This is a genomic window from Sporosarcina cyprini (genome assembly GCF_022048975.1).
Lineage (GTDB): Bacteria > Bacillota > Bacilli > Bacillales_A > Planococcaceae > Sporosarcina > Sporosarcina cyprini.
This window is the reverse complement of sequence record NZ_JAKMHX010000030.1, coordinates 198,652-224,194: the sequence shown is the minus strand read 5'-3', so window position 1 is coordinate 224,194 and position 25,543 is coordinate 198,652. Positions and strand designations below refer to the sequence as shown.

The window sequence follows — 25,543 nt, the reverse complement described above, 5'->3', positions numbered from 1 at the left end:
TTACTTGTGTAATTGTATAATGATAATACATTTTTATTCAAAAGCAGGAAGTGACCTATGAAAGAAAAAAATGCTGCCGAATTAATGAGATTGGTAAATGAAAAGCATAATGAGGCATTAGAAGAGCTATATGAACGGTATATCAAACTGGTTTATGGCTTCGTTATGAAGTTTTGCAATGGTGATGAGGAAATGACTAAAGAAGTGATCCAACTGGTTTTTTTACGACTATGGACAACAAACAGTCATTACGATCCTTTGCAAGGCGGCTTTGTAAATTGGCTCCTTACCATTACGCGTAATATTTGTATTGACTATCTTCGCAAAGAAAACAGGCATACACAGCGCCATCAAGAAGAACACGAAGAGATTGCCGAGCCGGTCAATGTAATTGATCAACGAGTAAATACCAATGTAATTGAGAAAGCAAAAAACAAATTGCCAAAAGCGCAAAAAAAGCTGATCGATTTGCTTTATTGGAAAGGGTATTCACTTTCAGAGATAGCACAGCTGGAACAACAGCCCATTGGCACGATTAAAAGCAGGCTGCATCAGGCGCTTAAAGGATTGAGGAAACAGTTGGAACTGGAGGATTTGAAATGAGAAGGGATTGTGATTATTTAATTCCCTATATCGCAAATGAGCTCAAGGAGAGCGAAAATGTGGCTTTTGAAGAACATATGAAAAATTGTGCGGAGTGTCAGAAAGAATATAAGGAATTGGCCAAGGCTTGGAACGCGTTGCCGTTTGAATATAAAGAGATTGATGTGCCAGAATCGCTAAAAGGGGAAGTGTTGGGGTTTGTTTTTGAACACGATAAGGGAAGCAGTGAAGAAGCATTCATGGCTAAGATAAGAAAGCTTTTTGTCCTGTTTAAAAGCCAGTTCACTCCAGTTTCAACAAGTATTCTGGCTATCTTATTGTTAGCGATTGTTGGTCTTGGAATAGCGAATGTACAGGAAAGAGGCCATCAAGCTCAAAATAACCCTATCGAAATAGTAGCGACCATCCCAATAAAATCGGCCAATCAAAGCCATTCAGGACCAACCGGCATCGCCTACATTGTACAGCAGGGATCTGAAAAAAAGCTGATCTTGCAGGTTCATGAATTGTCTGGCGTGGAAGGTTCACAGGTTTATCAGGTTTGGCTGCTAAAGAATGGTTTGAGGGAGAACGGTGGAATTTTCAAGCCTGATGAAAACGGATCCGGTGTTCTTACCTACCAGTTAGCCGAAGGGCAGACTTTTGATCAAATTGGAATCACTGTTGAACCTGACTCCAATAGCACCCAGCCAAGGGGCGAAAAAGTAGCAGGATCATAAGTGGTAGCAGATATCGAATTACCGAGTTGATATCCGCAGGTGGCGAAATGATTGTGTCAAAGAAAGCTTACGGAGATTTAGTAATAAGAAAATCATCTCAGCAATCGTGAGGTGATTTTTTTTTGAGAATTGTACTCAGACGAACAAAACAGTATAGTTGAAAGGGAAGTTAATAACTGAAAATTGTACAAATAGAGGGGGATACGATGATCAAAGGATTCGGAGGAGTATTTTGGAGAACCAAAAATATGGAGTCTGTAAAAAGGTGGTACAGCGAAGTATTAAAGCTGGATCTGGCGGAATGGAATGGGACTGTCATTAAATCACAAGCTGGAAATGAGACTGTTTTTTCACTATTTGAAGAGAATGATCCCTATTTTCCAACAGATCAGCAAGTCATGTTAAATTTCCAAGTTCATGATATGAACGAAACGATTCAGCATCTAGAGCATGTTGGAGTGCCTCTTGTTAAGCAAGAAGAAAATAACGAGTTTGGTAAGTTCGTTTGGATTCATGATCCAGAAGGACGATTGATCGAACTTTGGGAGAAAAACGACCTTTAAATCCCGATTACTTACGTTACAACAGGCTATAGTAATTAATACTAAGGGGGATACAATTGATATTTGAAATGACTACACAAGTCCGGGTTTCCGACATGAAGGAAGGACAAGAGTGGTATCAAACATTGCTGAATAGGGAACCAGATTTTGTTCCCCATAGTGGATTTGTGGAGTGGGAAATCATTCCTGGATGTTGGCTGCAGGTGGCAGAAGGAGTTCCAACGGTGGGGAATGGTCCCTTGCGCTTAGGAGTTCGTAATTTGGAAGCTGAAAGGGATCGGCTTGTTGAACAGCTGAAAATTGATGGCTTTGAAATTTTCTAAAGACCCGAAGTATCAGCTAAATGGTGTACGTTCTCAGATCCGTGGGGCAATCAAATCGGATTTTTTGAGTACTTGGATAAGAAAGAGGAACAAGAAAGGATTGCTTCCATACTAGGTCTTGAAAAGAAGTAAGACAGTATAACGAGAGCTTCAAATGCTTTGAAGTTCTCGTTATCGGATAATAATGAAGTCAATTATTCATACATAGAAGAGAAAAAACAACTTCAATCACATACTTGGTATACTAAACAAAGGATATCGGATACACTTTCATATATTGAGAAATGAATTGAACTTTATCCGATGTTAGCTAATGGTCATACTGGGGTACGTACGTAAGTGATTAGAGATCATTAGGAAAAATTCATGAAATCGCTTGGGGGCAAACAACCTATGGCCTATATTTTATTACTTGTTGGATTCGTGCTGTTAATAAAAGGAGCTAGTTATTTTGTTGACGGATCCTCTAATATTGCAAGGCTGCTTCAGGTTCCACCTATATTGATCGGATTAACGATTGTAGCTTTTGGAACAAGTTCTCCTGAAGCGACAGTCAGTATTCTGGCTGCTCTCGAGGGAAGTTCAGATGTTGCAGTAGGAAATGTCGTCGGAAGCAATATTTTCAACATCACGCTTGTTGTCGGTCTGACTGCTTTTCTGTATCCGTTAAAAGTGGAAGCGGAAACTATAAAAAAAGAAATCCCATTTACGTTACTTGCAAGTGTGTCTTTGCTTATTCTAATGAGTGACGTTGCATTGCAAGGGTTTAGCGAAAATATGATTACACGAAGTGACGGATTCATCTTCCTCCTGTTCCTTTGTATTTTTGTATACTATATTATCGAGGTTGGTCTTAAAAGCAGAAAAAACGCAGTGAATGAACCGGCCCCTGAAAATATTAGCTGGGGTAAAAATATTTTTATTACGATAATAGGTCTGGCAGCGATCATTTTCGGTGGAGATTTAGTTGTGAACAATGGTACGAAAATCGCGTACTCTCTTGGCATGAGTGAAACATTAGTCGGCCTGACGATTATTGCGGTTGGTACCTCTCTTCCTGAACTTGTTACGTCCATTTCGGCAGCATTGAAGAAAGAGAGTGAAATAGCGCTCGGGAATATTGTAGGAAGCAATATTTTTAACATCTTATTTGTACTGGGTGCATCGGCTGTCATCTCGCCATTACAAGTAAATGACAAGGTGTTTATGGATGTTGTTTTAATGATTGCCCTGACTGTTATTTTATTGATTTTTTCAAGGACCGGTTATAAAGTCGGAAAGCGGGAAGGAATGGTGCTTGCCGTGGTCTACATTATTTATTTAGCGTATATAATTGTCCGGAATTAGTGGATGTCGTTAGCAATACGCCAAAAACGGATTCGAAAGCCATTGAACTTTCGAATCCGTTTTTTTTGCCGCGAATTAAGTCTTCTCCTTAGAGGCATTGAAAGAAATTCCTTTAAGCACCTGTGTAATGATTGCCAGAAGTGGCAGTTCTAATAGGGGGCCGATTACTAGTATTAATGCGATGAACGGCTCATTTGGAAAGGCGGTCATCGCGATGGCCAAGGCAATCGGGGAGTTTCTTGCTAATGTCGTAAAGCTTAAGCTGATCCGGTCGGATGCAGGGAACCTCATGAGCCGGCCCGCTTTTTGGTTGATCAGAAAGAACAGCAGAAAAGGCCCGTGGGTCCTCTCTCATTATCCATGCAAGGGAGATATTTTGCAAAGCTGCCTGGAGGAAGTTTGGAGAAATAATATGGCGAACGTCATGCTGGATTGTGTATTATTCCAGTACTTCCAAGGTCTGAAGCATTAAGTCAAAACGTGCTCCATGTCCTTCGGAAGCTTCTAGAAAAAGTGTTTCGGTTACTAAAAAAGATCCATTTGCGCCATCAGAGAGAATCATTACTGTCTTCACTTCGCTATTCCAGTCTTGACCAGCGACATGATGAAGACGGAATCCATTGAACGGAGTTGTGATAGGTTCCGCAATGTCTGATACTTTGAATTCATCTTGCCAAGTGGCGGTTACCTCTTTCTTCAACTCATCTGGAGATCGGTGAGTCACATGTTCGACTCGAAGGCTCACTTCCGGTATCCTCTGAGACATTTCATCTTTGTCGTTTTGGATTGGCTTAATCACATCTACACCGTCCTGGACGGTTGCAGTATACCTCGATGGATCGATGTAGATGACAAATGAACGTTCAATCCCCTCATGGCGTTTCAACAGCACTTTCTCCTCAGTTCCTTCGATAAGAAGTGACACCTCGATTTCTTCGGGATTATACCGCGGCTTGTCTTTATCTATCGTCAGGTCCTTCGTATCTGATGGCCAGAGGATTAAAGTTGCCAAAGGGATCCCCAAAATTACAAACAGCCATCCCCAAAATCGTTTGGTTAGCATGCTGGTTTTTCCTCCTGACTTGTATTTAGGCTGTCATCGTCTACAACTAAGCAACGGTAACGTCACCAATGTCTGATATCTATCAAGTAAGTATTGATTCAAAAAGGAGTTTAGTTTACAGGATAAAACGGGTGACAAATTATCATATGAAGATTCATTTGTTATTGCTCAAATACTAAATGGGAAATCTTGATGATGCAATAATTCCAGAGAAGTGAAGGTGAAGGAGCACATGTACCCGGCGATACGTTGGATCTGTGAAGCAGACTAAGATGATCTAAGTCTTTTCGATTTAACTTTTTTACATACGAAATTATTTAAGGCAAAATCCTTTAGTTATAGATAATATAACATGGTAATGCCTCCCATAGTCTGAACATTTTATTTTCTGTTATGTAAATCAATGAATTAAAATATTGTTGACGAATATTTCAAACTACTATAAGATTGAAGTCCTGCCAACAAGTTGTTGGCGTCTAGGGGACTTTTAAAAAGTTCATTCTTATTTTGGAGGATGGATCAGATGAAGAAAGAGCAGTTAATGGATAGTGCGCGTAAAATCAAGTCAGCAGCGTATGTCCCTTATTCGAAATTTCCAGTAGGGACGGCACTGTTGTTGAATGATGGTACTGTCATTAATGGGGTAAACGTGGAGAATGTCTCGTTTGGGGCTACGAATTGTGCTGAGCGTACGGCTATCTTTACCGCAATCGCAAATGGGTACGGGAAAGGTGACTTTCAAGCCATTGCAGTTGCAGGGGAAACAGAAGATTTTCTACCGCCATGCAGTATTTGCAGACAAGTGATGGCCGAGTTCTGTTCACCTGACATGCCTGTCTATTTAACGAATGAAAAAAATGACATCCTGGAGTTAACGCTCCGTGATCTACTGCCGTATGCTTTTACGGATTTAGAAATGTAATTGATTTAAACGCTATAGCCATTCTATTGAACAAATCTTGTTCTTTGGAATGGCTTTTTGCATGAGCTTATATTCATAAAACGGACATAAAATATGAACAAAATGAAACTCGTTTAATTTTTTTATTTGCAAACAGCGAACAGATTTTATACAATTTCCTACATAGTTTAATTAGAGTACTTTAATTAAACCAGGAGAGAAAGGAAGTATAATATGAAGTTCACACAGTTTTTAAAGAGTAAAGGTGCCACTTCCTCAATCTTTATGGGGATTTTTTATGCGGTATGTATGTTGGGGATTTTTCTGCCGGGTTACACGGCGATTCCTAAAAATATTGACCAATTGTCGATTGCGATTGTCAATGATGATGCAGGACAAATTGGTGAGCAGATTGAAGAGAGTCTGGCTAGTCAACTGCCATTTGACAAAATAAAAACAAATCTTTCGAATAAAGAAGCCATGCAGGCGCTGGAAGATAATAAGCTGGCGTTGGTAATCCATATACCTACAACATTTTCAAGCGACTTACAAAAAAATGCGGGTCCCTCCAGCATAGATTTTACGCTAAATGAAGCAGGTGCCACTGTTGTTTCTTCTACAATGAATCAAGTTATTTCCCAAATTAACTCGCAATTGCAGGAGCAATTTTCACAGCAGACGGCAGAAGGGGTTCTGATGAATCTTAACGTGCCTCAGGAGCAAGCGGAGGAATTGGCGACTAAGATTGAAAAGAGTTATGTCGGCAATGTTGTAACGATCAACGACGTACCCGATGGTATGCACAATAATATGCTACCCATGTTTTTGACGATGGCATTATACGTCGGCGCAATGATTGCCGCCATGCAATTGGTTGGTGCCTTTAGGGCGAACCGTGGCAAAACGACGAAAACACGCTTGTTTATCTATGTTCAATTGACAGCAATCCTTGTTGGTATACTGGCAGGTCTCGTTTCTGCTGGAATTGCAGTGGGCATCAATAATCTACATGGTGAACAATTCATACAAATATGGGGACAACAAATCTTGAATTATTGGGTATGCTTCAATTTCACTGCCATTGTAGTGTTTTTAATTGGAGAAGCAGGAATGGTCTTGAACATTCCGATTCTATTAGTGCAAACGATTGCGAACGGCGCGACAATCTCTCGCGATATGATGTATGCACCATATGAATGGGCAAGCCATATCTCGCCAATGTATTATTCCGTGCAAGCCTATTTTGCGAATCTCTTTGGCAGCACAAGCGCCAGTCCCTATCTAATAGGTCTTACTGTGGTCGGTCTTGTCGCCATGCTGCTTAATATTGTGATTGTTTGGCTTCTCCATAAGCCGGTCGACCTAGCGGAAAGTCAGGAAGCGGAAACAGTAATTGGGTGATCATAGCTGAAGGAAATACTTAGTTTTGTTACAATAAAACTACTATTTGCCCAAGGAGCTGAAGCAATGGCAGTTCAAATTTTCATCCTGACGCAGCTGATGGAAGAAGATACGTATCCATATAAATTAAAAAAGCAGTTAGCAGATTTGCAGCCGTTGGAAAAGATAAATGGTTTAACGGAAAGCAAGCTCTATTACCATTTCGAATCGCTGGCGAAGCAAGGTTTGATTGAAGCGAAAGAAATAATTAAAGAAGAGCATCGACCGGACAAGCAAGTTTTCGGCATAACGGAAAAAGGGCGTGAGATACTGCCCAAGAAGATCTATAAGCTTTTCGAAAGTGCCGAAGACATCGGGGACATGGTGATCGGGTTAGCTAATATGAAATATGTCGATCGTGGTACGGTCATCGGCCTACTAGAAAAAAAGATAGACAAGATTCATAATTCGCGCGAGCAGCTTTCCCAAATTGATGCATCACATTTAATAGGGCCAGAACATCAGGTGTTTGCCGAGTTTGTGGATGATTATGCGAATTATAAGATATCCTCTAATCTCTCATTTTTAGAACGATTGATTAAGCATATAGAGAAAGAAGAAATTTGAGAAAAGCTGTTGCTTGCTGATTATCTAAAATGGTATAATTTTCTTAACAACATCGAAGGGAGTGAGTTTGTGCAATGACTAATTTAATGAAGATCACCTTAAAAATTACATGTCCTGCCTCTCACTCTTACGGCTTTACTCGGTAGCTTTTTTGACTGCGAGTCAAACTGCTTATAGTACAGAACAGAAGCTGAGCTACAAGGTAATTTTATCTACCTTGTGGCTTTTTTCTATTTTTCTGGTCTTATATGATTGAGGCAAATGTAATTCCGGGTGATCCTTCCACGGAGATAAATGATTGGAATAACGGTAGTGCTTGTACACAAAGACCAAAAAGAAAATAGGGAGTGTCTGTTATGTTGAAATTGAAATATTTATTTAATCATGTGGATTTGGCAGAAATGCTGGTAAGGTATTGGGGATATGATGAATCATCACTTGAGATGTTCAAGTATTATCGAGTTTCCTCCAATGCAATCTATCCATTTCAGAAAGATGGAAAAACTCAGCTATTGCGTTTTTCTCCAAGGTCAGAAAAGCTTCGTGAGAATTTATTGGCTGAACTTGATTTTATTGCGTACTTGAAAACTCAGAAGTTTGGTGTGTTGGAAGCGGTTGTTTCAAAAGAGGGGGAAAAGCTGGTAGAAGCAAATACGCCTTGGGGCGAGTACTTCGCTTCTGTATTTGCCCGGGTACCCGGAGTGCAGATGGGAGATACCGATTTAAACGATCGTATTGTATTTAAGTATGGGGAATCATTAGGGTTGCTCCATCAGCTGTCCAGCAAGTTTGAATCATCTGTCAGCAAGCGCTGGTCGTATAGTGACGTATTGGATTGGGTACAAACGATAATTATGGAGCATCCAAATGAAACGGAGGCTTTAGCGGAAACGGAAAAATTGCGGGCTTATTTTGACTCAATCCCTAAGGAGCTAAGCAATTATGGGCTGATTCATTATGATTTTGAATTTGATAATGTTTTTTATGATGAAACGAGCAGATCCTGCTTTGCCATCGACTTTGATGACTCTATGTATCATTGGTATATAATGGATGTCGTGCAAGCGATGGATAGTTTGGAGGACTGCATTCCACCTGAACAACTTCAACAGAAAAAACAATGCTTTCTGGATGGCTACCAATCGCAGTTTGATATTTCAAAAGACACGTTCGACTTAATACCTGCCTGTAAACGATTTGCTAATTTATATAGTTATGCGCGTCTTCTGCGAACTACAGAAGAAGAGTGGGAACACGAACCAAAATGGATGGTCGACTTGAGACAGAGACTTATTGGGGCTATGAAAAATTCTTCCATGAATTTCGGGGAAGATTTATAAGAATGCCGCAAAAGCGAGTTAAGATGACTTCAGAATGTTTGAGGTCATCTTTTTTGGATAAAAGCTATGTATTTCACTAAAGCATCAAATTGATTTTAATGGTAAGCTGGAACAAAGGAAAAAATGAGCATCCATAGAAAGAGAGCGTAATATGAGTAAACTTACATTGTTTCTAAGGCAGGATAACAAGATTAGCAAAAAATTGATACTCCTGTTGTTCTGTCTGTGCTTTGGAACTTACAAACTATTTTCTCAAGAGACGGGCCAAGTATTATCTATTATGTTAAGTGTATTTTTCTACTTGGCAGCTATATTGCTTACGAGAGATATTATTTTGCAGGTAAAAGCCTATCGCCAACGAGAGGCTGCAAAGTGATTACCAGGTGCTTGCTTAATAAAGTAAGCACCTGGTTTGTTTGATGTACCGTTATATTCATGACGAACAGCCACTGCACGAGCTACAAGAGCTGCAGGAACTGCAACCGCCGCCGGAGTGGGTGGATTGGGTTGTTGCATTGGAGCCAGATTGATATTCATTCACGTCACTAGCCAGATCATACCAATTCTCATTCTGCTGCTTGTCTTGATCGGCACTGCCTGCGTAGCCAATACCATCTCCATTATACCCGTCATGCTTGCTCTTTCGCTCTTCGATTTCAATTGCGCCATATGTCCCAACCCCGAAGAGAGCCGCTCCATACCAATAGCCTTCAGGTTGCTGAACCCGTTGCGTAAGTTTATCGTCTTTTCTCTCCATGAGATCCTCTGCAAATGTGAGAAATGCATCCATCGTCTCAAGCGTAGGAGCCGCTGCACGGAGTTTGCCAAGCTCCGATTTTAATTGTGCCGATTGGGATCTAATTTGTTGCATCCATCTTTCATGCTCTTCTCGTTCCTGTAAAAAATCACCCCATAAATGGGAATAATCTGAGATGGGGAAAAAGGAAAGATACAGAATATCGAACCATGCGCGTTCCGCAGGCAAGTGTTTCGGCTGGCCATGCGGATGATGTTCAATTCGCTCACCAATAAATTCAGTACAGAACTTTTGATATAAAGTGTCTTCTTCAAGAAATAGATGCCATATGTCATCAACCTTTTGGGAGAACATGGGCAATCCTTTTGAAAAGCTGGCTAGCAGCAAAAACTTCTTTAATTCGTACCAGCGTGCCTGGATTTCATATGGGGGCAAGCTGCCATCTTGTATACGGTATCGTTCATTCACAACCTTTTCTATTTCATTAGTCCATGCTTGATTAAATTGCTTGAAAAGTTGTTTAGTCGCCCCGTCAGCCCAGATTGGCGGGCTCAACTTTGGTGAACGCCTTGGCCGTTTCAACCGATTCGATTTCATTATTAAGGCGTAAATGAGGAACACGACAGCAACTGTTAGCATCCATCCGCCCATTTCATCAACTCCTACTCTATTCTTCCATTTTAGCTATCCCTTGGTGGGGGTTCAAAGTGGGACTCTATTTCGTTACCCTGCGATTTTATCGATCATAACTCGATGACGCTGATCAAATTTCCATTTACATCTGTCATATCAAACCGTTTTGGTTCCCCCTTGCGCAACGGTGAGACAGTCACGCCCTTAGCAAGCAATCGACTTCGCGCATCCTCCAAATCACGTACAACATAATTGAATGGTGTGTAATTTGTAATAGGTTCGAAGCCGGGGGTCTGGACAAGGTGAAACCCGCAATTCGGTGCAATGACAAGACCACACATTCTTTCATTTTTCCAACGCAATGCAAAGCCGAACACATTCTGATACCATGCCAATGATTCCTCCAGATCTCTCACGGGAAGAAAGACAGCATCTATTCGATCCACCCATTGTTGTTCCTCCTGTTCGTTCACGTTCAACACCCCCTTCCTATGTAGTTCTATTCAGAGTCCGGTTCTCCTCTTTTTGACTATTAATAAAGTATGTTTCTATACATATTGAAAAATAATAAGTAATACACTAGCCAGTTTTTTTAAAGCCATTAAACTCAAGAGGAATAAAATGGTTATCATTAATTTACGAGCTTTACTATGAGCAAAAACTGGAAAGATTAGAGATTAGAAATAAACCCTTTTTCAGAGCTTCTTCTTTACTGACGGTAAGCCAAATGCTCGTTTTTAAATGTAAAATTACTGTGACGCCAACATGTGATCAGAAACAAAGAAAGGATCTGATACTAGTGAAAAAAATTACGTATGTAATATTTGCAACTGGAATTTTATTGTTATTAGCTATATTCATTTATCAGAACTTCATATATTATAAAATCCCTTTTAATCCTATCAAGGAGTACGCATCCGAATCTCTAGTTGACTTCCGTCTGACTAAAAATCTCTCTGGTGGAGAAACAGTAAGCGCAAAGAGTCAACAATCCAGCACTTGCAACTTAATTTCAGATTACTTTAGTGAGCTGAAATTAATACCTTTAAAGGAGCAAGATGCACAGAGAATGCTCAGTAAGAAAGAAATAATAGTAGAGAGATATTATTATCTGACATATTTTTAGATACCCCTAACATTCTATATATTGGCTGGTGTGAAGACGGTTTGGGCCGGCTCATGCCAGCCAATTTTTGTTAGCTCCATTTTTTGTCGGTCAAAATTTGTTCCTTTCAAACATTGCAACGTTTAATGTCACATAATCAATATGTGAAAATTGTGAAACTTATTATTCAGTAAGTACGTATCCTTAGTAAGACATTGATAATATAATGGCAACAATCGTATCAAGTGAACCGATTAATAAAGGGGGATACGAATTTTGAAGAAATATTTCATTTTTATTTCACTACTGCTAACCGTATCAGCTTGTTCATCAGCAGAGAACATAGCATCGAACGAATTAGAAGGGATAGAATTAGAATTATCCATCAATAAACTTGAATATTCACCAAACGATGAAATCATTGCTACAGTAAAATTAACGAATCATAATGATTCACCACGAACAGTCTATGCACCCATACCAGCAGATGCCGAAGAAGGGATTTCTGCTGTAATGGCTTGGAAAAAAGGTGAAAACCAGTGGCAATTTTTGAGTCCACAAAATAATCAAGACATCTCCAATATAAAAGAGCGTTCGTTTTATGATTATGTTCTAGTGGAATTAGATGCAGATGAAACGATTGAACAAGAGTTTAGTTGGAATAGGGAATTGTTTAACGAAGAAAACGATGAAAACTTCAAAGCGGATAGCGGAGAATATATGTTAAGCACCTTTGTTGTTTTGGATGAAATTAAAACGCAAGAGGAATATTTTGAACCTAAAAAGCAGGTGATTTCTAAAATTAACATCAAATTAAAATGAAAACGTCCAAAAGGACCGGAAAGAGGTCCTTTATCTACAGTTAGTTTTCATTAGCCTTTATTAGCGATAAAAGATTCATGCCGAAAGAGGAACTGGTTCAGTCCTAATACTATTTTGCTAATATGAAGAAATTAAGTAAGGGGTGTTTTGCATGTACGAACTCAAAGATTCCTATTTCATCATAATTGATCCACTAGCTATCATCATTTTTGTCGTCACCATTTTGCTGGTCGTGACTGGTATGGTTTATTTTCGAAAACGAACTCAAAGGGACAGGTAAAGTACGGCCATATTAAATAGTTGCTTTTCTTCGCTCCAAATGAAGCAAAGCAATGTCGACAGAAGTCTCGATATACCCAATGATCTGCTCGAGCGAAAATACCTGCAGCCTATCCTGTCTTACGATATCTTGGTCGACTGACAGATCAGATACAACGTAAGGAAGGAAATTTAATAGATCGGTTCTTTTTACTTCCACTAGATCCGGGACGGCAAAAGGCTTCTCAAGATGATCCAATAATTCTTCACGACTGCCATAATGCTCAAGTAATAAACCATTCAACATACGGAAATCGTTGTGATATCGTTCATAAAGACTCTCGTCCGCATTCATGCGATTTTTTAGCCATGCAAGATAGAAGCCTTGCAGCCAAACATCGTCCGCGATCAAATGAGTGTAATACCCGAGCAGATACGGGTCTTCCAAAGTTGAATCATAGTCATTGCGAAAGCTGTTAAAGTCTATGCTTCTCGTGTATTTTTCTGTTTCGCCAATAAAATAATGTGACAGTTCTTTTGGGATTACCGCATCCGGAGCAATCCCACCTAACAACAATCCAGTTTTGTTTTCAATTGATAAATGCTCCGCGATTCGATTCGCAATCAAGAGATGCATGATTCTTGAACCCATTCTGTTCATCCTCTCCTTACGTATTAAGTGGTAGATTAGTTTTGACAATTCAATCTTATCCAACTATGCTAAATTTGTAAAATTGATTTATTGAATGATTTCAAACGAAATATTTGATTGTCAGAGGTGGACATAATGGATTTTGAGCAAGTTCAAACGTTTATTGCAATTGCTGATAAAAAGAATTTCACGAAGGCAGCTGAATCTCTACATTTAGCTCAGTCAACTATTACTGCGAGAATAAAAGGACTGGAACAAAAGGTTGGTCAGCAGCTTTTCGTTCGGACGAACAAGGAAGTTTCCCTGACAAGTGCAGGGGAGATGTTCTACCCTTTTGCCAAACGAATGATGTCGCTCTTGCATGCAAGCATGGAGCAGATTCAGATGGCTGAACGTTTTAAAGGACGCTTAGCCATCGGAGGTCCTTCTTCGATTTGGAACTATCGGCTTACCGAAAACATATTTCAGTTGCAACAGAAGCATCCAGAAATTGCGTTGGATTTGATGGCGCATACGAATGAAAACACAATCCAAAAAGTAATAGACGGAACGATCGATATAGGAATTGTATACTCCAAACCAACCCATCCGTCCATTGCATTCGAATTATTCGAGGAAGATCGTTTTGTGCTGGCAGGAAAAAAATTGGGAAAAATTATCACAGTAGACTCATTGAATAGCAACCAATTTATTTTTATTGACTGGGGAGTTTCTTTCATGAATTGGTTTCATGAGGTGGCCGGCCCTCATTTCATACCAGCTTTCAAGATGAATCAGACCGCCTTACTTGTCCACTATTTGAAGAAAGGCGACCTTTTCGGATTTGTTCCAAGATCCTTTGTTTCCAAGCAACTTCAGGATGGAGAGCTTCATGAACTGGCGCATCAGATCGAAGGAGGGGTGCCGGTTTTTTCAATGTACATCATTTATCATAAAACTAAAAAAGATGAGTCGGCGGTCCGAATAGGTTTGGATATGCTGCGTATTAGTTGAAGCAATTAACGTGAGCGGTTTTAGGTGGGAGGAGGGGCAATGATGTTTGTTAAGGTTTATCAATACCATGTCCAAAAAGGAAAAGAGGATGTGTTTATAACAATTCAAGGTAAAGTCACAGAAATTTATAAACGATATTTGGACTTTGATTCGATTTATTTAAACAGCAAAGAAGATACAACAAAATGGATGGAAATTGTAAAGTGTAGAGACGAAAATGAATATAATCAGGGGCTTGCAATCATTAATGAACAAAAAGAAATCCAAGACCTTTTTAAAGAGTTCACATCCATATTATGTGATCAGAGTGAAATTAGAGAAGAAAGTTTTATGGAAAGATATAGTTTTGAATCACTTCACAGTAACTAAGAATGCGCGACTTTCAAGATAACTAGCATTATTATGCTGCATCTGATTACAAAGATAGGGAGATGAACTGCATGGGATCATGGATATTTTCGATGCAATTATTTACTTTATTAGTCTTATTGCCTATTGGAATATTGATTGTGTACACGGTAGGTACTCTGGCCCAACGTTTGCTAACAGGTAAAAAAAAGAGTAAAGAGGGAGGGCGCAATTCTAGTATTTCAAATTATTATGATTCTTAATAGGAATAATTCAGTTATAATTGATAGACAAGGAAGTGGGACAACCTAACCCCACTTCCATTTTTGCATCCAAAGGAGGAGGTAACTGAATGATTTATATGGAAACCCAAAGATTGCGATTGCGAGACTGGGAAGAAAACGACTTTGCTATATTCAGTCAAATGAATATGGATGAAGAGGTGATGGAGTATTTTCCAAAAACCTTAACCGCTGAAGAGTCTCTTCAATTTAACCAAGCTATTCAAACGGAGCTAAAGGAATGCGGTTTTGGATTATATGCAGTGGAGGAGAAGGAGCAAAACGAGTTTATCGGATTTATTGGTTTTCACAAGGCGACATTTGAGGCGGACTTTACCCCTTGCGTCGAAATCGGATGGCGACTCAAGAAGGAGGCTTGGGGGAAAGGATTTGCAACAGAAGGCGCTATGGCATGTTTACATTATGGTTTCACTGTATTGGGATTTGAGGATGTCTATAGTTTTACGGCTGAAATTAATGAGCCTTCCCAAAATGTTATGAAGAAGATTGGCTTGGAGTTCAAGCAATTCTTTGAGCATCCAAAACTTCCGTTGGAAAGTCCGTTGCGAAAGCATGTATTGTTTCATATAAATCGACATGACTATTTGAAAAGAGGGGAGTAAATGAGCATTTATCCCAATTGTCCGCAGACTATTAGAAAGCTACAAGTAGGTGGGTTTACGAAGAGGCAGCTAATGGCTGAGCTGAATCTGAAAGCAATTCACATGAATGCGCTGGGGAAACAGTTACTTTCAGATGAACGATTTACCCTTTCTGAACATACATATCAGCTAATTACTGTCGAACTAAGCGTCAGGGATCTTGGATTAACAGAAGGGGCTTCACTCGAACAAATTTTTGTAACGGCAGAACAGCTCGGGCTGCAAATCGGTCCTATCGAAATAGGTCCATATATACGGCTAGCTTATCTTGATCAGCCAGAGGGATCAGCAGGAAAGCCAGCCAGAACACAACGAGCTCCGTACGGTTCAATCACGATTGCAGCAGAGATTATGGACGCGAGTGATGAATTTCCAAAGGGTTTTTATCTTCGGCGGATCAATGGAGAACTTTGGCTGCGTGGCTACGTTACTGACAATGAACATATATGGGATCCGGATGACCGGTTTGTTTTTGTCAATGCGTGGATACAGATATCATGAAATGAGGTAAGTAAGTAATTTTGGGTAAGTTTCTACTAAGGTCACCAAACGATACATTTGTATATTATCTTGATACTGGCTTCCTTAAGTACATCTACTCTTTTCAGTCGAAGTATCCGGGATAATGGAAGGGCAGGAATAAAAATGTAATAAATTTTTGCGATTGAATTATTATTTCCACCTTTCAGCTTGTTCCATTTGCTTTCGTATCAACTTAATTTCTCTTTCGATTTCCTTCTTCTCTCTCTTGTTTTCTTTACGAATGATTTTTGTGGTGCTTGGTTTTTTGCCTATTGATTTTGTTGACTTGTTCTTTTTAAACCAGTTTTTAAACATCCCTCATCCTCCTCTATGCAAGGTCTCTTATTCAGTATAGGCAATTAACCTTGAAAAGGTGCCGGGGTTGACTGGCTTCATCTCGGATTTAGAATCTTATAGGACAGCAGATGAGGTAAGTGCATTTATCTGTGCACTTGACCTCGTTGGCGTACCATCAACTTCAATCATTCAAGCCTTTCCCAGCAAGGATGTCAGGTATGCATTTCTTAATTCGTGACTCACGAGTTTTAACTTGTTTTGCCTGGGAGAAATAGAAACAATATGCTCTTTGTCGGCCGGGAGTAAGTTTTTCAAAAGCCGTTTTCAAGTCAGCAATCTCTTCAAATTTGGCTTGCAGTTCTTCTGGTATGTTGATTTCTGTCTTTTTTGTCACTTGCAAACCGGCCTTTTCCACGGCAATGGCTTGTTTAATATAATCCTTTAGTATCTCTTCTTTTTCCAGTACTTCCACCAGCTGCGTGAATCGGATTTGGCGAGCGGCTTGTACATTTTCAGTCTGTTGGATGAGGATACCCATCGGATCTTCCATCAAAGCTCCTTTATGGAATAAAAGCGCACAATAATCCTTAAAGCCATGTATTAACACAATATTTTTTCCTTCAAATGTATAACAGGGATGCATCCACTTGAACTCTTCGGTCAGATCGCAATCCAGTGCTATTTGTCTCAGCTTCTCAGACTCTTCCTTCCATTTTTTCGCTTTGCTCAAATATTCATCGACTTTTGGATTGGTTCTGCTTTGTACCAATAAAATCTCTCCTTCTCATTTGGTCATACTTCAATATTAAACATCCTTTCTAATCCTAAAACGAGGCGCACACTTTAGTGAAGAGAAAATTTGTAGATCTTTTGTTTGGACAAGAGAAGAAACAGGAAGTCGAAGTAAATCTGCTTTCGAAAATTCTACTAAGATGTATAAAATATATCCTTCAGGAGCTGAAAATGCATCGGATAATACAATTCTCGCGTTATTGGAATTTCCACATCGATTTATTTTGTTCAAAATGATCGGAGCCTCTCTTGGATAGCCATCCTCATTTCTTCAGGCATTTCATTTATTTTTATATCGCGTCCCAAAAACAGCAGCCAATTAATCATCATTATTCATCTGGTACTCCCAGGTTTACAAATTATCAGGATATGCGGAACAATAATGAATGAATTTCTGAAAAAAAGAAGGATTTTTCTGTCTAATATCGAAATAGAGCGTATCTATTCTTGTTACCAATCATGGAAATTTTGTCTTGTAAAGTTGGCATGTCAACCTAATTTTACAATGAAAACCTAATTAGTGCTTGTAAATCTCATTCTAATTTTAATCATTGTGAAAAGCTTAGAATTGTAATTAGAGAAGTAAGAAGGGAGAGGATAGAATTATTAACTAAAAAATCCGAAAAATCTGCTTTAGTAATAGCATAACAAAACGACATATTATTATCACTAATGGGGGAGATGGAAATGAAAAAAAATGCAATTCTTCTTGCGGTACTAGTCGTGATGCTAGTCGGATGCAGTACTCAGACATCACAACAGGAAACTGACAAGAAGGTAGAGAATGTTCAAATGGTTGAAGGAAGTGGACTGGAAGGTAAAGCGGATAAGGTAGATCAAATAGATTCAGAAGAAATAGAAAATGAGCAGGAGTTATTAAAAGATTATTTCCATGAAATGATAAGTGCAGTAGATGAAAATAAAGTAGAAAAATTTCTTGCCTATATAGATAGTTCTGATGAACTATTTTATAAAGAACAGCAAGGATGGATTGAATCATTAGAGCAAAAAAGAATAGAAGGTTGGGAGGTTACCGTTTCGATAGATAATATAACGTTGGAATCGATGGATTGGGGGAGCGTCGATTTAATAATTAGTATGAAAAATAAAGATCAATATAAGAACAATCGTATTACATATCCAATAGGTAAAAATAATGGAATGTGGAAAATAAATGAACTTCCGTTCAAGAAATTATCGAATGGACCCATAAATTTATACTACTTACCTTCTTTAGAGTCAAAGGCTGATATGATTCTTGCAGATATCAAAGAGTTGGTTGATCTTTACAGTCAAACATTTGGCTGGGATCCACAAGAGCTAAACATTAAACTGTACGACACGCCAGAAAAAATTGCAGCTTCCGTTGGCTGGCCAAGTTTATATGGAGTTGCTGTTCCATTCGTATCTTTAAAATTTGTCGTGGAGGGAGAATACTCGGTTACATATGGATTGATGAAACATGAGATTGTCCATATGATGCTTGCAGATCTTTCAAATGATAATGCACCGATGTTTTTGCAAGAAGGTCTTGCCATATTCGTATCAAGTGCGGTTGTAAAGAACGATACAGAAACACCGCAACTAGATTTTACTAAGGTTAAAGAGAAAGAAAAGATAATAGTAGCAAACACGAAAGAAATAAAGCCAATCTCTGAGCTTAATGAAATAAACTATACAGAGAATTATATAGATATTTATAATGTTGGCTTCCTTATTACAGACTATTTAATTCAAACACATGGAATTGAGAAATACTTGGAAATGGTGGAATTGTTGAAGGAGAGCGATATTATTGAACATGGCAATCCAGATAGAGATAATATTGTTTATCAACTTACTGTAGAAGCAATAGAACAAATTTACGGATCAATTGAGAAAATATCGGATGCATATATAGAACATTATAAAGAGGAATAAAAATTGTCTCTATGGTACTCTCTTAAAATAATGTTCAAACTAATTATCGCTAGGCATGAAAACAATTGGAGTAACCCGATTAGCTTTGCCAAATGTAAGCCGTCAAATTAAAAATGATTAGAATTTTCTTGAGAAGTTACGCCTATTTGGATAAGATTGTCTGAAGAGGTTTTTTGTGTCGGGATATTAGGAGGTTTCAGTTTGGCAGTAGTGTATGATCTGAACATGAATGTAATTGCATTAATTGCGAAAGCAATTGGATACGCATTACTAGTATTATTGGTAGCGCGACTTTATAAAAAGCAATCTAAACAGTCGCCATTTATTGCGGTTATTTTGGTCGTCTTAATCGGTTTATTTTCTTTTACTATTAACATACCAATTAACGATTCAATTATCTCTTTATCCATTTTGCCGCTAGGTGTTTGGATTTTATTTTTCATTTTAAAACGTAAAGAAGGACGTTGGGCTACCTATCGATCGTATGCCTGGCTTGGTTTTGGTGCAAATTATCTCTTCCTTGCCATTCAATTGTTCGCGATCCCAATCCATCATCTTGTTTATCCGGAAGATAAGCTGGAGACTTACGTTGCCGTTGTAGAGAATACCGCTATTATTTCGACTCACCCTTCAGGAAAGGAAGCTTGCTTGGATGAAAAACGCCTGATCAAACAAGTAACGACTGCAAAGGAAGAGCCGTTTTATTCAGAAGAATGGTACTATGAAACGTTTGTCGGCTCAGAATCCGGAGGAAACGAAAGGTTTCCATATTTATTAATAGGCGCGGGTCCGAAATGGGGTAGCGGACTGCATGCTCTCACCTTTATCGAGCAAGATGGAAAAGGCGTATTAGTCTCAACGCGTAAACACCAGCTTTATTATCGAATGGAAGATTCGGTTTTCTGTCGGTAAAAAAGGAATGGATCTTCACTTACTCTTTTAGAATGGCTTTTTTATGAATATCCATTACAAAAACAAATGCAAACAAATAGACTGCTGAAAGTAATAATGAAAAAGCGTCATAACTTAACCCAACTAGGTAATTCATCCCGAAAAATGGGGTCACGAAAATCAAATAAAAGGGATACTGAATTGCAGCTAAAATATCTATCATAGCAATCTCAGTTAACGAGGTTAAAAAGTTAACAGTGTAAACCATTAAACCGGATATAAAGCCAATAAATAACGTGTTTTTTACTACGACATTTTGGAAAGAAGTCATTTTTATAAATGCGCTCAAAGCAATAACTAGTAAAGTTGAGGCGAATAAATGGATTATCGTCATCGTTGAATCTGGATGTTTAATTGAAGGGATGAGGTTGATGACGAATGCAATCAAATAGGAACAACAAAGTAAAATAAAAAGTTTGCTTTTCACGCTGCTACCTCTTCTCATCGTTATAATAATCTGACAAATGCTATATATCAAATGTACCATAAAACGAATTAGAGGCAAGTGCAGATCATCTCCTATTGATAAAAACTTAATTAGGTGAATGTTCAGCGTCGTGATGATACTGGGAGGTTTCCTTTTAATCTTGACGCTAGTAGGGGGAGGCTGGTTGTTAATCCATATGTTTTTCTCGAATTAAATTCTTATCCATGGGGAGGAACGGCACATGAAAAAGCGTTTAGTTATGGGTTTGGCTGCCTTTCTTGTTTTATGTATCGGATTCATATATTGGTTTTACTTTTCAATTCCCTCTTCATTCCCTACAGATCAAGAAGTTGCAGAAAGAATCAACAAAGCTTTTCCTGGAGCTGTTGTATCAACCGTTTTAGATAAACTTCCAGCCGATGAGCGTCATCTCGTTATACCATTTATTTCGGAAGAAGATGATTATGGTCTAAGCTACTGGGTATGGGAGCAGCGGGAGTGGAAGATAGCTGAAGTGGATGGCGGAGGCAGGCCAAAAATCTGGAAGGTTGATGTGAAGGATCCATCTTCCTATCGAATTGTCTGGAATATCCGGCCAGATCAGCAAACTCATTCGGTATCTTTTTACGCTGTTCAACATCGGAATTATAGTTGGGGAGATGAATTTGAGCGATATGTACCTAGAGTACAAATGGAAAAGGAAGTACTTCTCTCATCCTCGCAGTATGGCATGATAGCATTTCCGGAAGAATGGCTGAGCTATCTGGAAAGCGAGCAGCAAGCGAGTACCTCTACTAGTCATGGATCAACGTTAACATCTATGTATATGGATTCAACACTTCAATTTGGATGGAACTTATATGATGAAGCGAAAAATGAAACGCATGGTACTTGGGGCAGGCGGTCGGGGGAATCATATTCTTTCGAGAGAGAGAACATTGAGTTTCTCTATTCGGTATACAAATCGGAGCTTGAATAACAGTAATATTGAAATTGACTGCTGAGTTCCGATGCAATTCTTTGATCGGTCGATGCACATAGATGGTTATGTAATATAAGCCTCTTCTCCTTAGTAGATAGAGGTTTTTTGATCCGTGACAAGTGGCTGTATCCATTGAATATGGGGAGTGTAAGTTGAAGGTGTTTTTCTAGATGTTAATTATTATGAATAAAGGAGAATTTTATGAAGAACAAACGAAATGTAGTATTGTTTATTGCTTCGAGTTTAGATGGTTATATCGCAACAAAGGATGAATCGCTTGAGTGGCTCTTTTCCGTCGAGGGGGAGGGGGATAATGGCTTCTCGGAGTTTTATGATACGGTGGATACTGTAATCATGGGCAAGAGAACATATGATTGGATCATGAATCAAGACTTAAAGGAGTTTCCTTATGTAAACAAAGATTGTTATGTGTTTACAAGGTCTGTAGTAGAAGACACTGAAAATGTGAAATTTGTGAGGGGCGATCTTCCTAAATTAATTAACGAACTTAAAAACCAAGAGGGAAAAAACATTTGGCTAGTTGGAGGGGGAGAATTGTTACAAACATTCTTGGAGGAAAAGTTAGTTGATGAACTTATTGTAACCGTTGCCCCAGCTGTTCTTGGTAAAGGGATACCACTGTTTCGAGAGGGGGATTACCAATTAAATCTTTCAATGAAAAGCGTGAGGACCTTTAACCAGTTCGTTGAAATACAGTATGAAGTGAAAAAATAAAATGTGAGAATGGGCTTTTCAGAGATCTACTATAATAATGCGAGTAGGGGAATGGTGATGTCCCTACTCGCAATGTTCATACTATGTCAATTGGATGAATTACATGGCTACAGCTGACATGCCGCCGTCCACAACGAGTTGGGCACCTGTAACATATTTTGAAGCATCCGAAGCGAGATAGACGCAAGCGCCAACAAGGTCGCTGGGGCTGCCGAGACGGCCAAGCGGTGTATTTGCCAATACTTTCTTCACTGTTACTTCTTTTTGTTTCGGATCCTTCAAGAGGCCTGTGTCAATGAATCCAGGGCAGATGGCGTTGACATTTAAGCCATACTGGCTCAAATCGGCTGCCATTGTTTTAGTCAGCATGAGGACGCCACCTTTGCTGGCATTGTATGGTGTTGTATCACTAAGGGCCATGAATCCGCCGACAGATGCCATGTTAATGATTTTGCCATACTTGCGTTTCACCATTTCTTTACTTACCGCACTGGACATAAGGAATTGGCTATGCAAGTTGACGCCAACGATTTTTTTCCAATCTTCCTCAGTTACATCCAAGAATGGTTTTTTCATATTGATGCCGGCGTTGTTGACGAGAATATCGATTTTGCCAAACTTGGCGATGATCTCTTTCACCATTTCATCGATTTTGGCGCTATCTGTAACGTCTATTCCGTAGCATACCGATTCACGGCCAGTTTGATCTAGAATCATTTGTGCCGTTTCTTTCAAGTTATCTTCCGCTAAATCCACGAGAACGAGCTGTGCGCCAGCTTGTGCTAGGCCGACTGCATATGCTTGGCCGATCCCCCGTGCACTTCCAGTAACAATTGCAATTTTATCTTCAAGTGAAAAAATGTCTAACATTTTCCTTCATCCTCTCTTCATTTGAGTTACATTAATCCGATCAAATACCAATACGGGATGGCGATGAGTGCCAAGAAAATAACATTTAGCAGCATTTGAATCGTAAAGAATTTGAAAAATTGTTTGTATGTCATAAACATATAACTGAACAATAACAATGGCAGTGTTGATTCATATGGCAACAGTAACTGATAAAGCCCATGAACGAGTGAATAAGCTAGTGGGAGCGGGCTCATATCCAGTGAGTTTGCCAGTTCTGCCAGCGGAATTGCCAAGGTTGCGGAAGCAGCGAAAGGCGTCAGCACAAAGTTGATGCCGACCGATAAGAACCAAGTCGCGATGACCGTATAATATTTTCCGCCAAGAGACATGATAGGTGTCAACGATTCGGCGATGAACTGTCCCGCACCGACAATGGTGGACACTTGTCCGATTGCCATCGTTGCGGTAATGAAGAAGATCATCCCGAAATTTGTTTTCTTCATCGTGCTGTCATCTGCCAGGTTAATACCCGGCAAGAACGCGAGGAATGTGATTCCGATAAAAATCCAACCGATGGCAATGCCGTGCATGGAACTCGTCGCAAGCAAACCGATCAACAATACTAAGAGGACAGACACCTTTTTTTCTTTGAAAGAAAAACGGCCGAGCGCTTTGTATTGCTCTTGGAAATACGCTTTCCCTTCAATTGGCTTTTCAGGTTTGAAGATTTTCGTAATGACAAAGGCCATAATGTATGTCCAGATGATTGTAATCGGACCGTTATGAACGATATAGCCTAACCACGACACACCTTCTTGCCCAATGCTCGCCAATTGGCTATTAAACACGAGCATCGGCTCGATTCCTGTCAAACTGATAAAGGATGCAGTGACTGCAGCATTATACGCGCCGAATAATAGTCCAACTGCTCCTTTTGAATATTTTTCAAAACCGACTGCTTTAATAATCCCAAATGCCATACTCGCAAAGATTGCGATGCGGGCAAGCGATCCAGGTACCAAAAACGCAATGATGAATCCTGATGTCGACAGGGCATAAATGATACCGCTGTATGAGCCACCGCCACGCAGGATGAACCAATATGCCAATCGTTTCATCAAACCTGACTCATCAAGAACTGCAGATAAAATCAAAGCACCGAGCACAAGATAAGGAAGGTCTTGTGACCATGGCGCGTAAACATCTGCGGGGGTCGCAATGCCACTTAGTATGAAAGCAACAGGCAGTGCCAGTGCAACAACGATTAAGTTGATCAGCTCAAGTGCCCACAAAACGATAGCGATTAACGTAATGACAAAAAAGAGTTTCATGTCTTCGGTATATGATTCGGTCGTCGGTATGAGATACACGATGATCGCAGGAAGAAAGACTAGAATGTATTTCAATAACGCATTTTTATTGGACTTGTTTTGAGGTTGTAGTGATTCGCCCACTTTTCTTCCTCCTTTATTGATAGAATGAAAATGAACTTGAGCCAATTAATTTTCTGAAGAAATCTGTAGCTGTAAATGGTTATGAACTAATGCGCATTAGTAAGCAAAAGCAGTGGTATTTCTGATACCGCCTATGCATGAAGTTATTCTTCGAAAATAATAACAGAAAGGATCGTTCGCTCGTTAGAAATTATGTCACAAAAATGACATACTGAAAAATACCTTTTTTATTATCAGGTACATAGCCGTTTTGTTATACATGAGAACAGACAGGCATTCAAAGAAGGAAGGTGGATGCAGTTGAAGGATTTACATACGAATTATTTGAAAGCGATTGCGGAGCATGGGAGCATCTCACAAGCGGCAAAGGCGCTATATATTTCACAGCCGTATTTAAGCAAATACATTAAAACTCTGGAAGAGGAACTGGGTGTCGAAGTGCTAAATCGACAAGTGACGCCGATGGAATTGACGTATGCGGGGGAGCGCTATATTCATTACATGAATGACGTAGAAGACACAATTCAAACGATGTTGAATGAATTGCAAGGGATTTCTAATTTGAAGCGGGGCAGGTTGCGAATTGGAATCAGTCCCATTTTAGCGACATATACATTGGACAAGTTTTTGCCTCACTTTATGAAACGGTATGAAGGCATTGAAATTGAACTCATAGAGGAATCTGCAGCAGCTTTAGAATCATTGCTGTTGCAGAATAAAATTGACGTCTGTGTTACATCTCTCCCGATTACCAATCAAGAAATTCAGTATGAGTTTTTATACGAGGAATATAATTATATTGTCATTCCATCCAACCATCCGCTTTATGAAGAAACGCCTCCGGAAGAGCTCAACCTTTCGAACTTGGATGGACAGAAATTCATCTTAGCGAAGCCAGGTATGGGATTGCGGCGATTCACCGATACAGTGTTTGCCCATTACAACATACGTCCCCAAATCGTATTGGAAACGTTGAATGTGGAAAATGCTTTGCGCTTGGCGAATAAAGGGATAGCGATTACCATCGTCCCGCAAAGTGTGATTGAATGTGTGGTTTTAACAGATAAGGCCAATTTATATCCTCTGAAAAACCCAGAATTCAAAAGCCATATTGTCGTCAGCTATCAGAAAAATGCCCGGTTAAGTCCTGCTTCCTTAGCGTTTATTGAAATGGCGAAAAAAGAAACCAGCTAAGGAAAGAAGATCGAAGAGGCAATTATTAGTTATAGTTGCA

Annotated in this window: 29 protein-coding genes and 3 pseudogenes; 21 read left to right on the top strand and 11 right to left on the bottom strand. The window is 39.4% G+C overall.

Annotation, left to right across the window (positions count from 1 at the left end; genetic code table 11):
- The first annotated feature begins 57 nt into the window (after positions 1-57).
- From L7D49_RS13615 to L7D49_RS13595, 5 genes and pseudogenes are all read left to right on the top strand, one after another.
- Complete coding sequence (locus L7D49_RS13615) at positions 58-603, top strand: RNA polymerase sigma factor (protein WP_238081739.1); 546 nt, start codon at positions 58-60, stop codon at positions 601-603.
- Positions 600-1,322, top strand: coding sequence for an anti-sigma factor domain-containing protein (locus L7D49_RS13610; RefSeq protein ID WP_238081737.1), 723 nt, complete (start codon positions 600-602; stop codon positions 1,320-1,322). Before L7D49_RS13615 ends, L7D49_RS13610 begins: the two co-directional genes overlap by 4 nt.
- Before the next feature lie 206 nt (positions 1,323-1,528).
- On the top strand, positions 1,529-1,885 hold the full coding sequence (locus L7D49_RS13605) for a VOC family protein (RefSeq protein WP_238081736.1): 357 nt from the start codon (positions 1,529-1,531) through the stop codon (positions 1,883-1,885).
- A gap of 56 nt (positions 1,886-1,941) precedes the next feature.
- Positions 1,942-2,340 (top strand): annotated as a pseudogene (locus L7D49_RS13600) (VOC family protein).
- A 261-nt stretch (positions 2,341-2,601) separates the two neighbouring features.
- Positions 2,602-3,555, top strand: a complete 954-nt coding sequence (locus L7D49_RS13595; protein ID WP_238081734.1) for a calcium/sodium antiporter — start codon at positions 2,602-2,604, stop codon at positions 3,553-3,555.
- Between the two features lie 75 nt (positions 3,556-3,630).
- Here the strand turns inward: L7D49_RS13595 and L7D49_RS13590 are convergent.
- Both L7D49_RS13590 and L7D49_RS13585 read right to left on the bottom strand, forming a co-directional pair.
- Positions 3,631-3,891, bottom strand: a pseudogene (locus L7D49_RS13590) (arsenic resistance protein); the annotation flags it as partial.
- Positions 3,892-3,994: 103 nt separating this feature from the next.
- A complete protein-coding gene (locus tag L7D49_RS13585) occupies positions 3,995-4,618 on the bottom strand; it encodes a hypothetical protein (protein ID WP_238081731.1) in 624 nt (207 codons plus the stop codon).
- 523 nt (positions 4,619-5,141) lie between these two features.
- Between L7D49_RS13585 and L7D49_RS13580 the strand changes: the two genes are divergently transcribed.
- The 4 genes from L7D49_RS13580 to L7D49_RS13565 all read left to right on the top strand — a co-directional run bounded on the left by L7D49_RS13580 (position 5,142) and on the right by L7D49_RS13565 (position 8,866).
- Entirely contained in the window at positions 5,142-5,540 is a 399-nt protein-coding gene (locus L7D49_RS13580; RefSeq protein ID WP_238081729.1) for a cytidine deaminase, read from the top strand.
- A 213-nt stretch (positions 5,541-5,753) separates the two neighbouring features.
- Positions 5,754-6,920 (top strand): YhgE/Pip domain-containing protein, encoded by a 1,167-nt coding sequence (locus L7D49_RS13575; RefSeq protein ID WP_238081727.1) that lies wholly within the window; start codon positions 5,754-5,756, stop codon positions 6,918-6,920.
- A gap of 66 nt (positions 6,921-6,986) precedes the next feature.
- The gene (locus L7D49_RS13570) at positions 6,987-7,526 is read left to right on the top strand and encodes a PadR family transcriptional regulator (RefSeq protein ID WP_238081725.1); all 540 of its coding nucleotides are present in this window, start codon (positions 6,987-6,989) and stop codon (positions 7,524-7,526) included.
- 356 nt (positions 7,527-7,882) lie between these two features.
- Positions 7,883-8,866 (top strand): phosphotransferase enzyme family protein, encoded by a 984-nt coding sequence (locus tag L7D49_RS13565; protein ID WP_238081723.1) that lies wholly within the window; start codon positions 7,883-7,885, stop codon positions 8,864-8,866.
- 433 nt (positions 8,867-9,299) lie between these two features.
- On the opposite strand, the gene L7D49_RS13560 is transcribed toward L7D49_RS13565, so the two are convergent.
- Positions 9,300-10,274: a glycine-rich domain-containing protein gene (locus L7D49_RS13560; RefSeq protein WP_238081721.1), complete on the bottom strand. Its 975-nt coding sequence runs from the start codon at positions 10,272-10,274 to the stop codon at positions 9,300-9,302.
- A 92-nt stretch (positions 10,275-10,366) separates the two neighbouring features.
- The gene (locus L7D49_RS13555; RefSeq protein ID WP_238081718.1) at positions 10,367-10,729 is read right to left on the bottom strand and encodes a VOC family protein; all 363 of its coding nucleotides are present in this window, start codon (positions 10,727-10,729) and stop codon (positions 10,367-10,369) included.
- Positions 10,730-11,055: 326 nt separating this feature from the next.
- Here L7D49_RS13555 and L7D49_RS13550 point away from each other — a divergent pair, with 326 nt between their 5' ends.
- From L7D49_RS13550 to L7D49_RS20235, 3 genes are all read left to right on the top strand, one after another.
- Complete coding sequence (locus L7D49_RS13550) at positions 11,056-11,382, top strand: hypothetical protein (RefSeq protein WP_238081715.1); 327 nt, start codon at positions 11,056-11,058, stop codon at positions 11,380-11,382.
- A gap of 255 nt (positions 11,383-11,637) precedes the next feature.
- Positions 11,638-12,183 (top strand): lipoprotein, encoded by a 546-nt coding sequence (locus L7D49_RS13545; RefSeq protein WP_238081712.1) that lies wholly within the window; start codon positions 11,638-11,640, stop codon positions 12,181-12,183.
- Positions 12,184-12,334: 151 nt separating this feature from the next.
- Complete coding sequence (locus tag L7D49_RS20235) at positions 12,335-12,463, top strand: hypothetical protein (RefSeq protein ID WP_269135990.1); 129 nt, start codon at positions 12,335-12,337, stop codon at positions 12,461-12,463.
- A gap of 12 nt (positions 12,464-12,475) precedes the next feature.
- On the opposite strand, the gene L7D49_RS13540 is transcribed toward L7D49_RS20235, so the two are convergent.
- Positions 12,476-13,093 carry a zinc dependent phospholipase C family protein gene (locus L7D49_RS13540; RefSeq protein ID WP_238081710.1) on the bottom strand — a complete coding sequence of 206 codons (618 nt, stop codon included), beginning with the start codon at positions 13,091-13,093 and terminating at the stop codon, positions 12,476-12,478.
- A gap of 135 nt (positions 13,094-13,228) precedes the next feature.
- Here L7D49_RS13540 and L7D49_RS13535 point away from each other — a divergent pair, with 135 nt between their 5' ends.
- The 4 genes from L7D49_RS13535 (at position 13,229) to L7D49_RS13520 (ending at position 15,878) form a co-directional block, all read left to right on the top strand.
- Positions 13,229-14,086, top strand: a complete 858-nt coding sequence (locus L7D49_RS13535; protein WP_238081692.1) for a LysR family transcriptional regulator — start codon at positions 13,229-13,231, stop codon at positions 14,084-14,086.
- A 39-nt stretch (positions 14,087-14,125) separates the two neighbouring features.
- Positions 14,126-14,455 (top strand): hypothetical protein, encoded by a 330-nt coding sequence (locus L7D49_RS13530; RefSeq protein ID WP_238081690.1) that lies wholly within the window; start codon positions 14,126-14,128, stop codon positions 14,453-14,455.
- A gap of 331 nt (positions 14,456-14,786) precedes the next feature.
- Entirely contained in the window at positions 14,787-15,338 is a 552-nt protein-coding gene (locus tag L7D49_RS13525; RefSeq protein ID WP_238081688.1) for a GNAT family N-acetyltransferase, read from the top strand.
- Positions 15,339-15,410: 72 nt separating this feature from the next.
- Entirely contained in the window at positions 15,411-15,878 is a 468-nt protein-coding gene (locus L7D49_RS13520; protein ID WP_336246395.1) for a helicase, read from the top strand.
- A 171-nt stretch (positions 15,879-16,049) separates the two neighbouring features.
- Here the strand turns inward: L7D49_RS13520 and L7D49_RS13515 are convergent, their stop codons facing one another.
- The 3 genes and pseudogenes from L7D49_RS13515 to L7D49_RS13505 form a co-directional block, all read right to left on the bottom strand.
- Positions 16,050-16,214 (bottom strand): hypothetical protein, encoded by a 165-nt coding sequence (locus L7D49_RS13515; RefSeq protein WP_238081684.1) that lies wholly within the window; start codon positions 16,212-16,214, stop codon positions 16,050-16,052.
- A 163-nt stretch (positions 16,215-16,377) separates the two neighbouring features.
- Complete coding sequence (locus L7D49_RS13510) at positions 16,378-16,965, bottom strand: YdeI/OmpD-associated family protein (protein WP_238081682.1); 588 nt, start codon at positions 16,963-16,965, stop codon at positions 16,378-16,380.
- 251 nt (positions 16,966-17,216) lie between these two features.
- Positions 17,217-17,315, bottom strand: a pseudogene (locus tag L7D49_RS13505) (helix-turn-helix transcriptional regulator); the annotation flags it as partial.
- Between the two features lie 360 nt (positions 17,316-17,675).
- Here L7D49_RS13505 and L7D49_RS13500 point away from each other — a divergent pair.
- Together L7D49_RS13500 and L7D49_RS13495 are read left to right on the top strand one after the other, a co-directional pair.
- On the top strand, positions 17,676-18,908 hold the full coding sequence (locus tag L7D49_RS13500; protein ID WP_238081680.1) for a hypothetical protein: 1,233 nt from the start codon (positions 17,676-17,678) through the stop codon (positions 18,906-18,908).
- Between the two features lie 201 nt (positions 18,909-19,109).
- Positions 19,110-19,820 (top strand): hypothetical protein, encoded by a 711-nt coding sequence (locus L7D49_RS13495; protein WP_238081678.1) that lies wholly within the window; start codon positions 19,110-19,112, stop codon positions 19,818-19,820.
- A gap of 19 nt (positions 19,821-19,839) precedes the next feature.
- On the opposite strand, the gene L7D49_RS13490 is transcribed toward L7D49_RS13495, so the two are convergent.
- On the bottom strand, positions 19,840-20,286 hold the full coding sequence (locus L7D49_RS13490) for a hypothetical protein (protein WP_238081676.1): 447 nt from the start codon (positions 20,284-20,286) through the stop codon (positions 19,840-19,842).
- A 241-nt stretch (positions 20,287-20,527) separates the two neighbouring features.
- Here L7D49_RS13490 and L7D49_RS13485 point away from each other — a divergent pair, with 241 nt between their 5' ends.
- Together L7D49_RS13485 and L7D49_RS13480 are read left to right on the top strand one after the other, a co-directional pair.
- Positions 20,528-21,265 (top strand): hypothetical protein, encoded by a 738-nt coding sequence (locus L7D49_RS13485; protein ID WP_238081674.1) that lies wholly within the window; start codon positions 20,528-20,530, stop codon positions 21,263-21,265.
- Positions 21,266-21,469: 204 nt separating this feature from the next.
- Positions 21,470-22,003, top strand: coding sequence for a dihydrofolate reductase family protein (locus L7D49_RS13480; protein WP_238081673.1), 534 nt, complete (start codon positions 21,470-21,472; stop codon positions 22,001-22,003).
- Positions 22,004-22,102: 99 nt separating this feature from the next.
- Here the strand turns inward: L7D49_RS13480 and L7D49_RS13475 are convergent, their stop codons facing one another.
- A complete protein-coding gene (locus L7D49_RS13475) occupies positions 22,103-22,873 on the bottom strand; it encodes an SDR family NAD(P)-dependent oxidoreductase (RefSeq protein WP_238081671.1) in 771 nt (256 codons plus the stop codon).
- 26 nt (positions 22,874-22,899) lie between these two features.
- On the bottom strand, positions 22,900-24,309 hold the full coding sequence (locus L7D49_RS13470; RefSeq protein ID WP_238081668.1) for an SLC13 family permease: 1,410 nt from the start codon (positions 24,307-24,309) through the stop codon (positions 22,900-22,902).
- A 300-nt stretch (positions 24,310-24,609) separates the two neighbouring features.
- Between L7D49_RS13470 and L7D49_RS13465 the strand changes: the two genes are divergently transcribed.
- Positions 24,610-25,503: a LysR family transcriptional regulator gene (locus L7D49_RS13465; protein ID WP_238081666.1), complete on the top strand. Its 894-nt coding sequence runs from the start codon at positions 24,610-24,612 to the stop codon at positions 25,501-25,503.
- Positions 25,504-25,543: the final 40 nt, after the last annotated feature.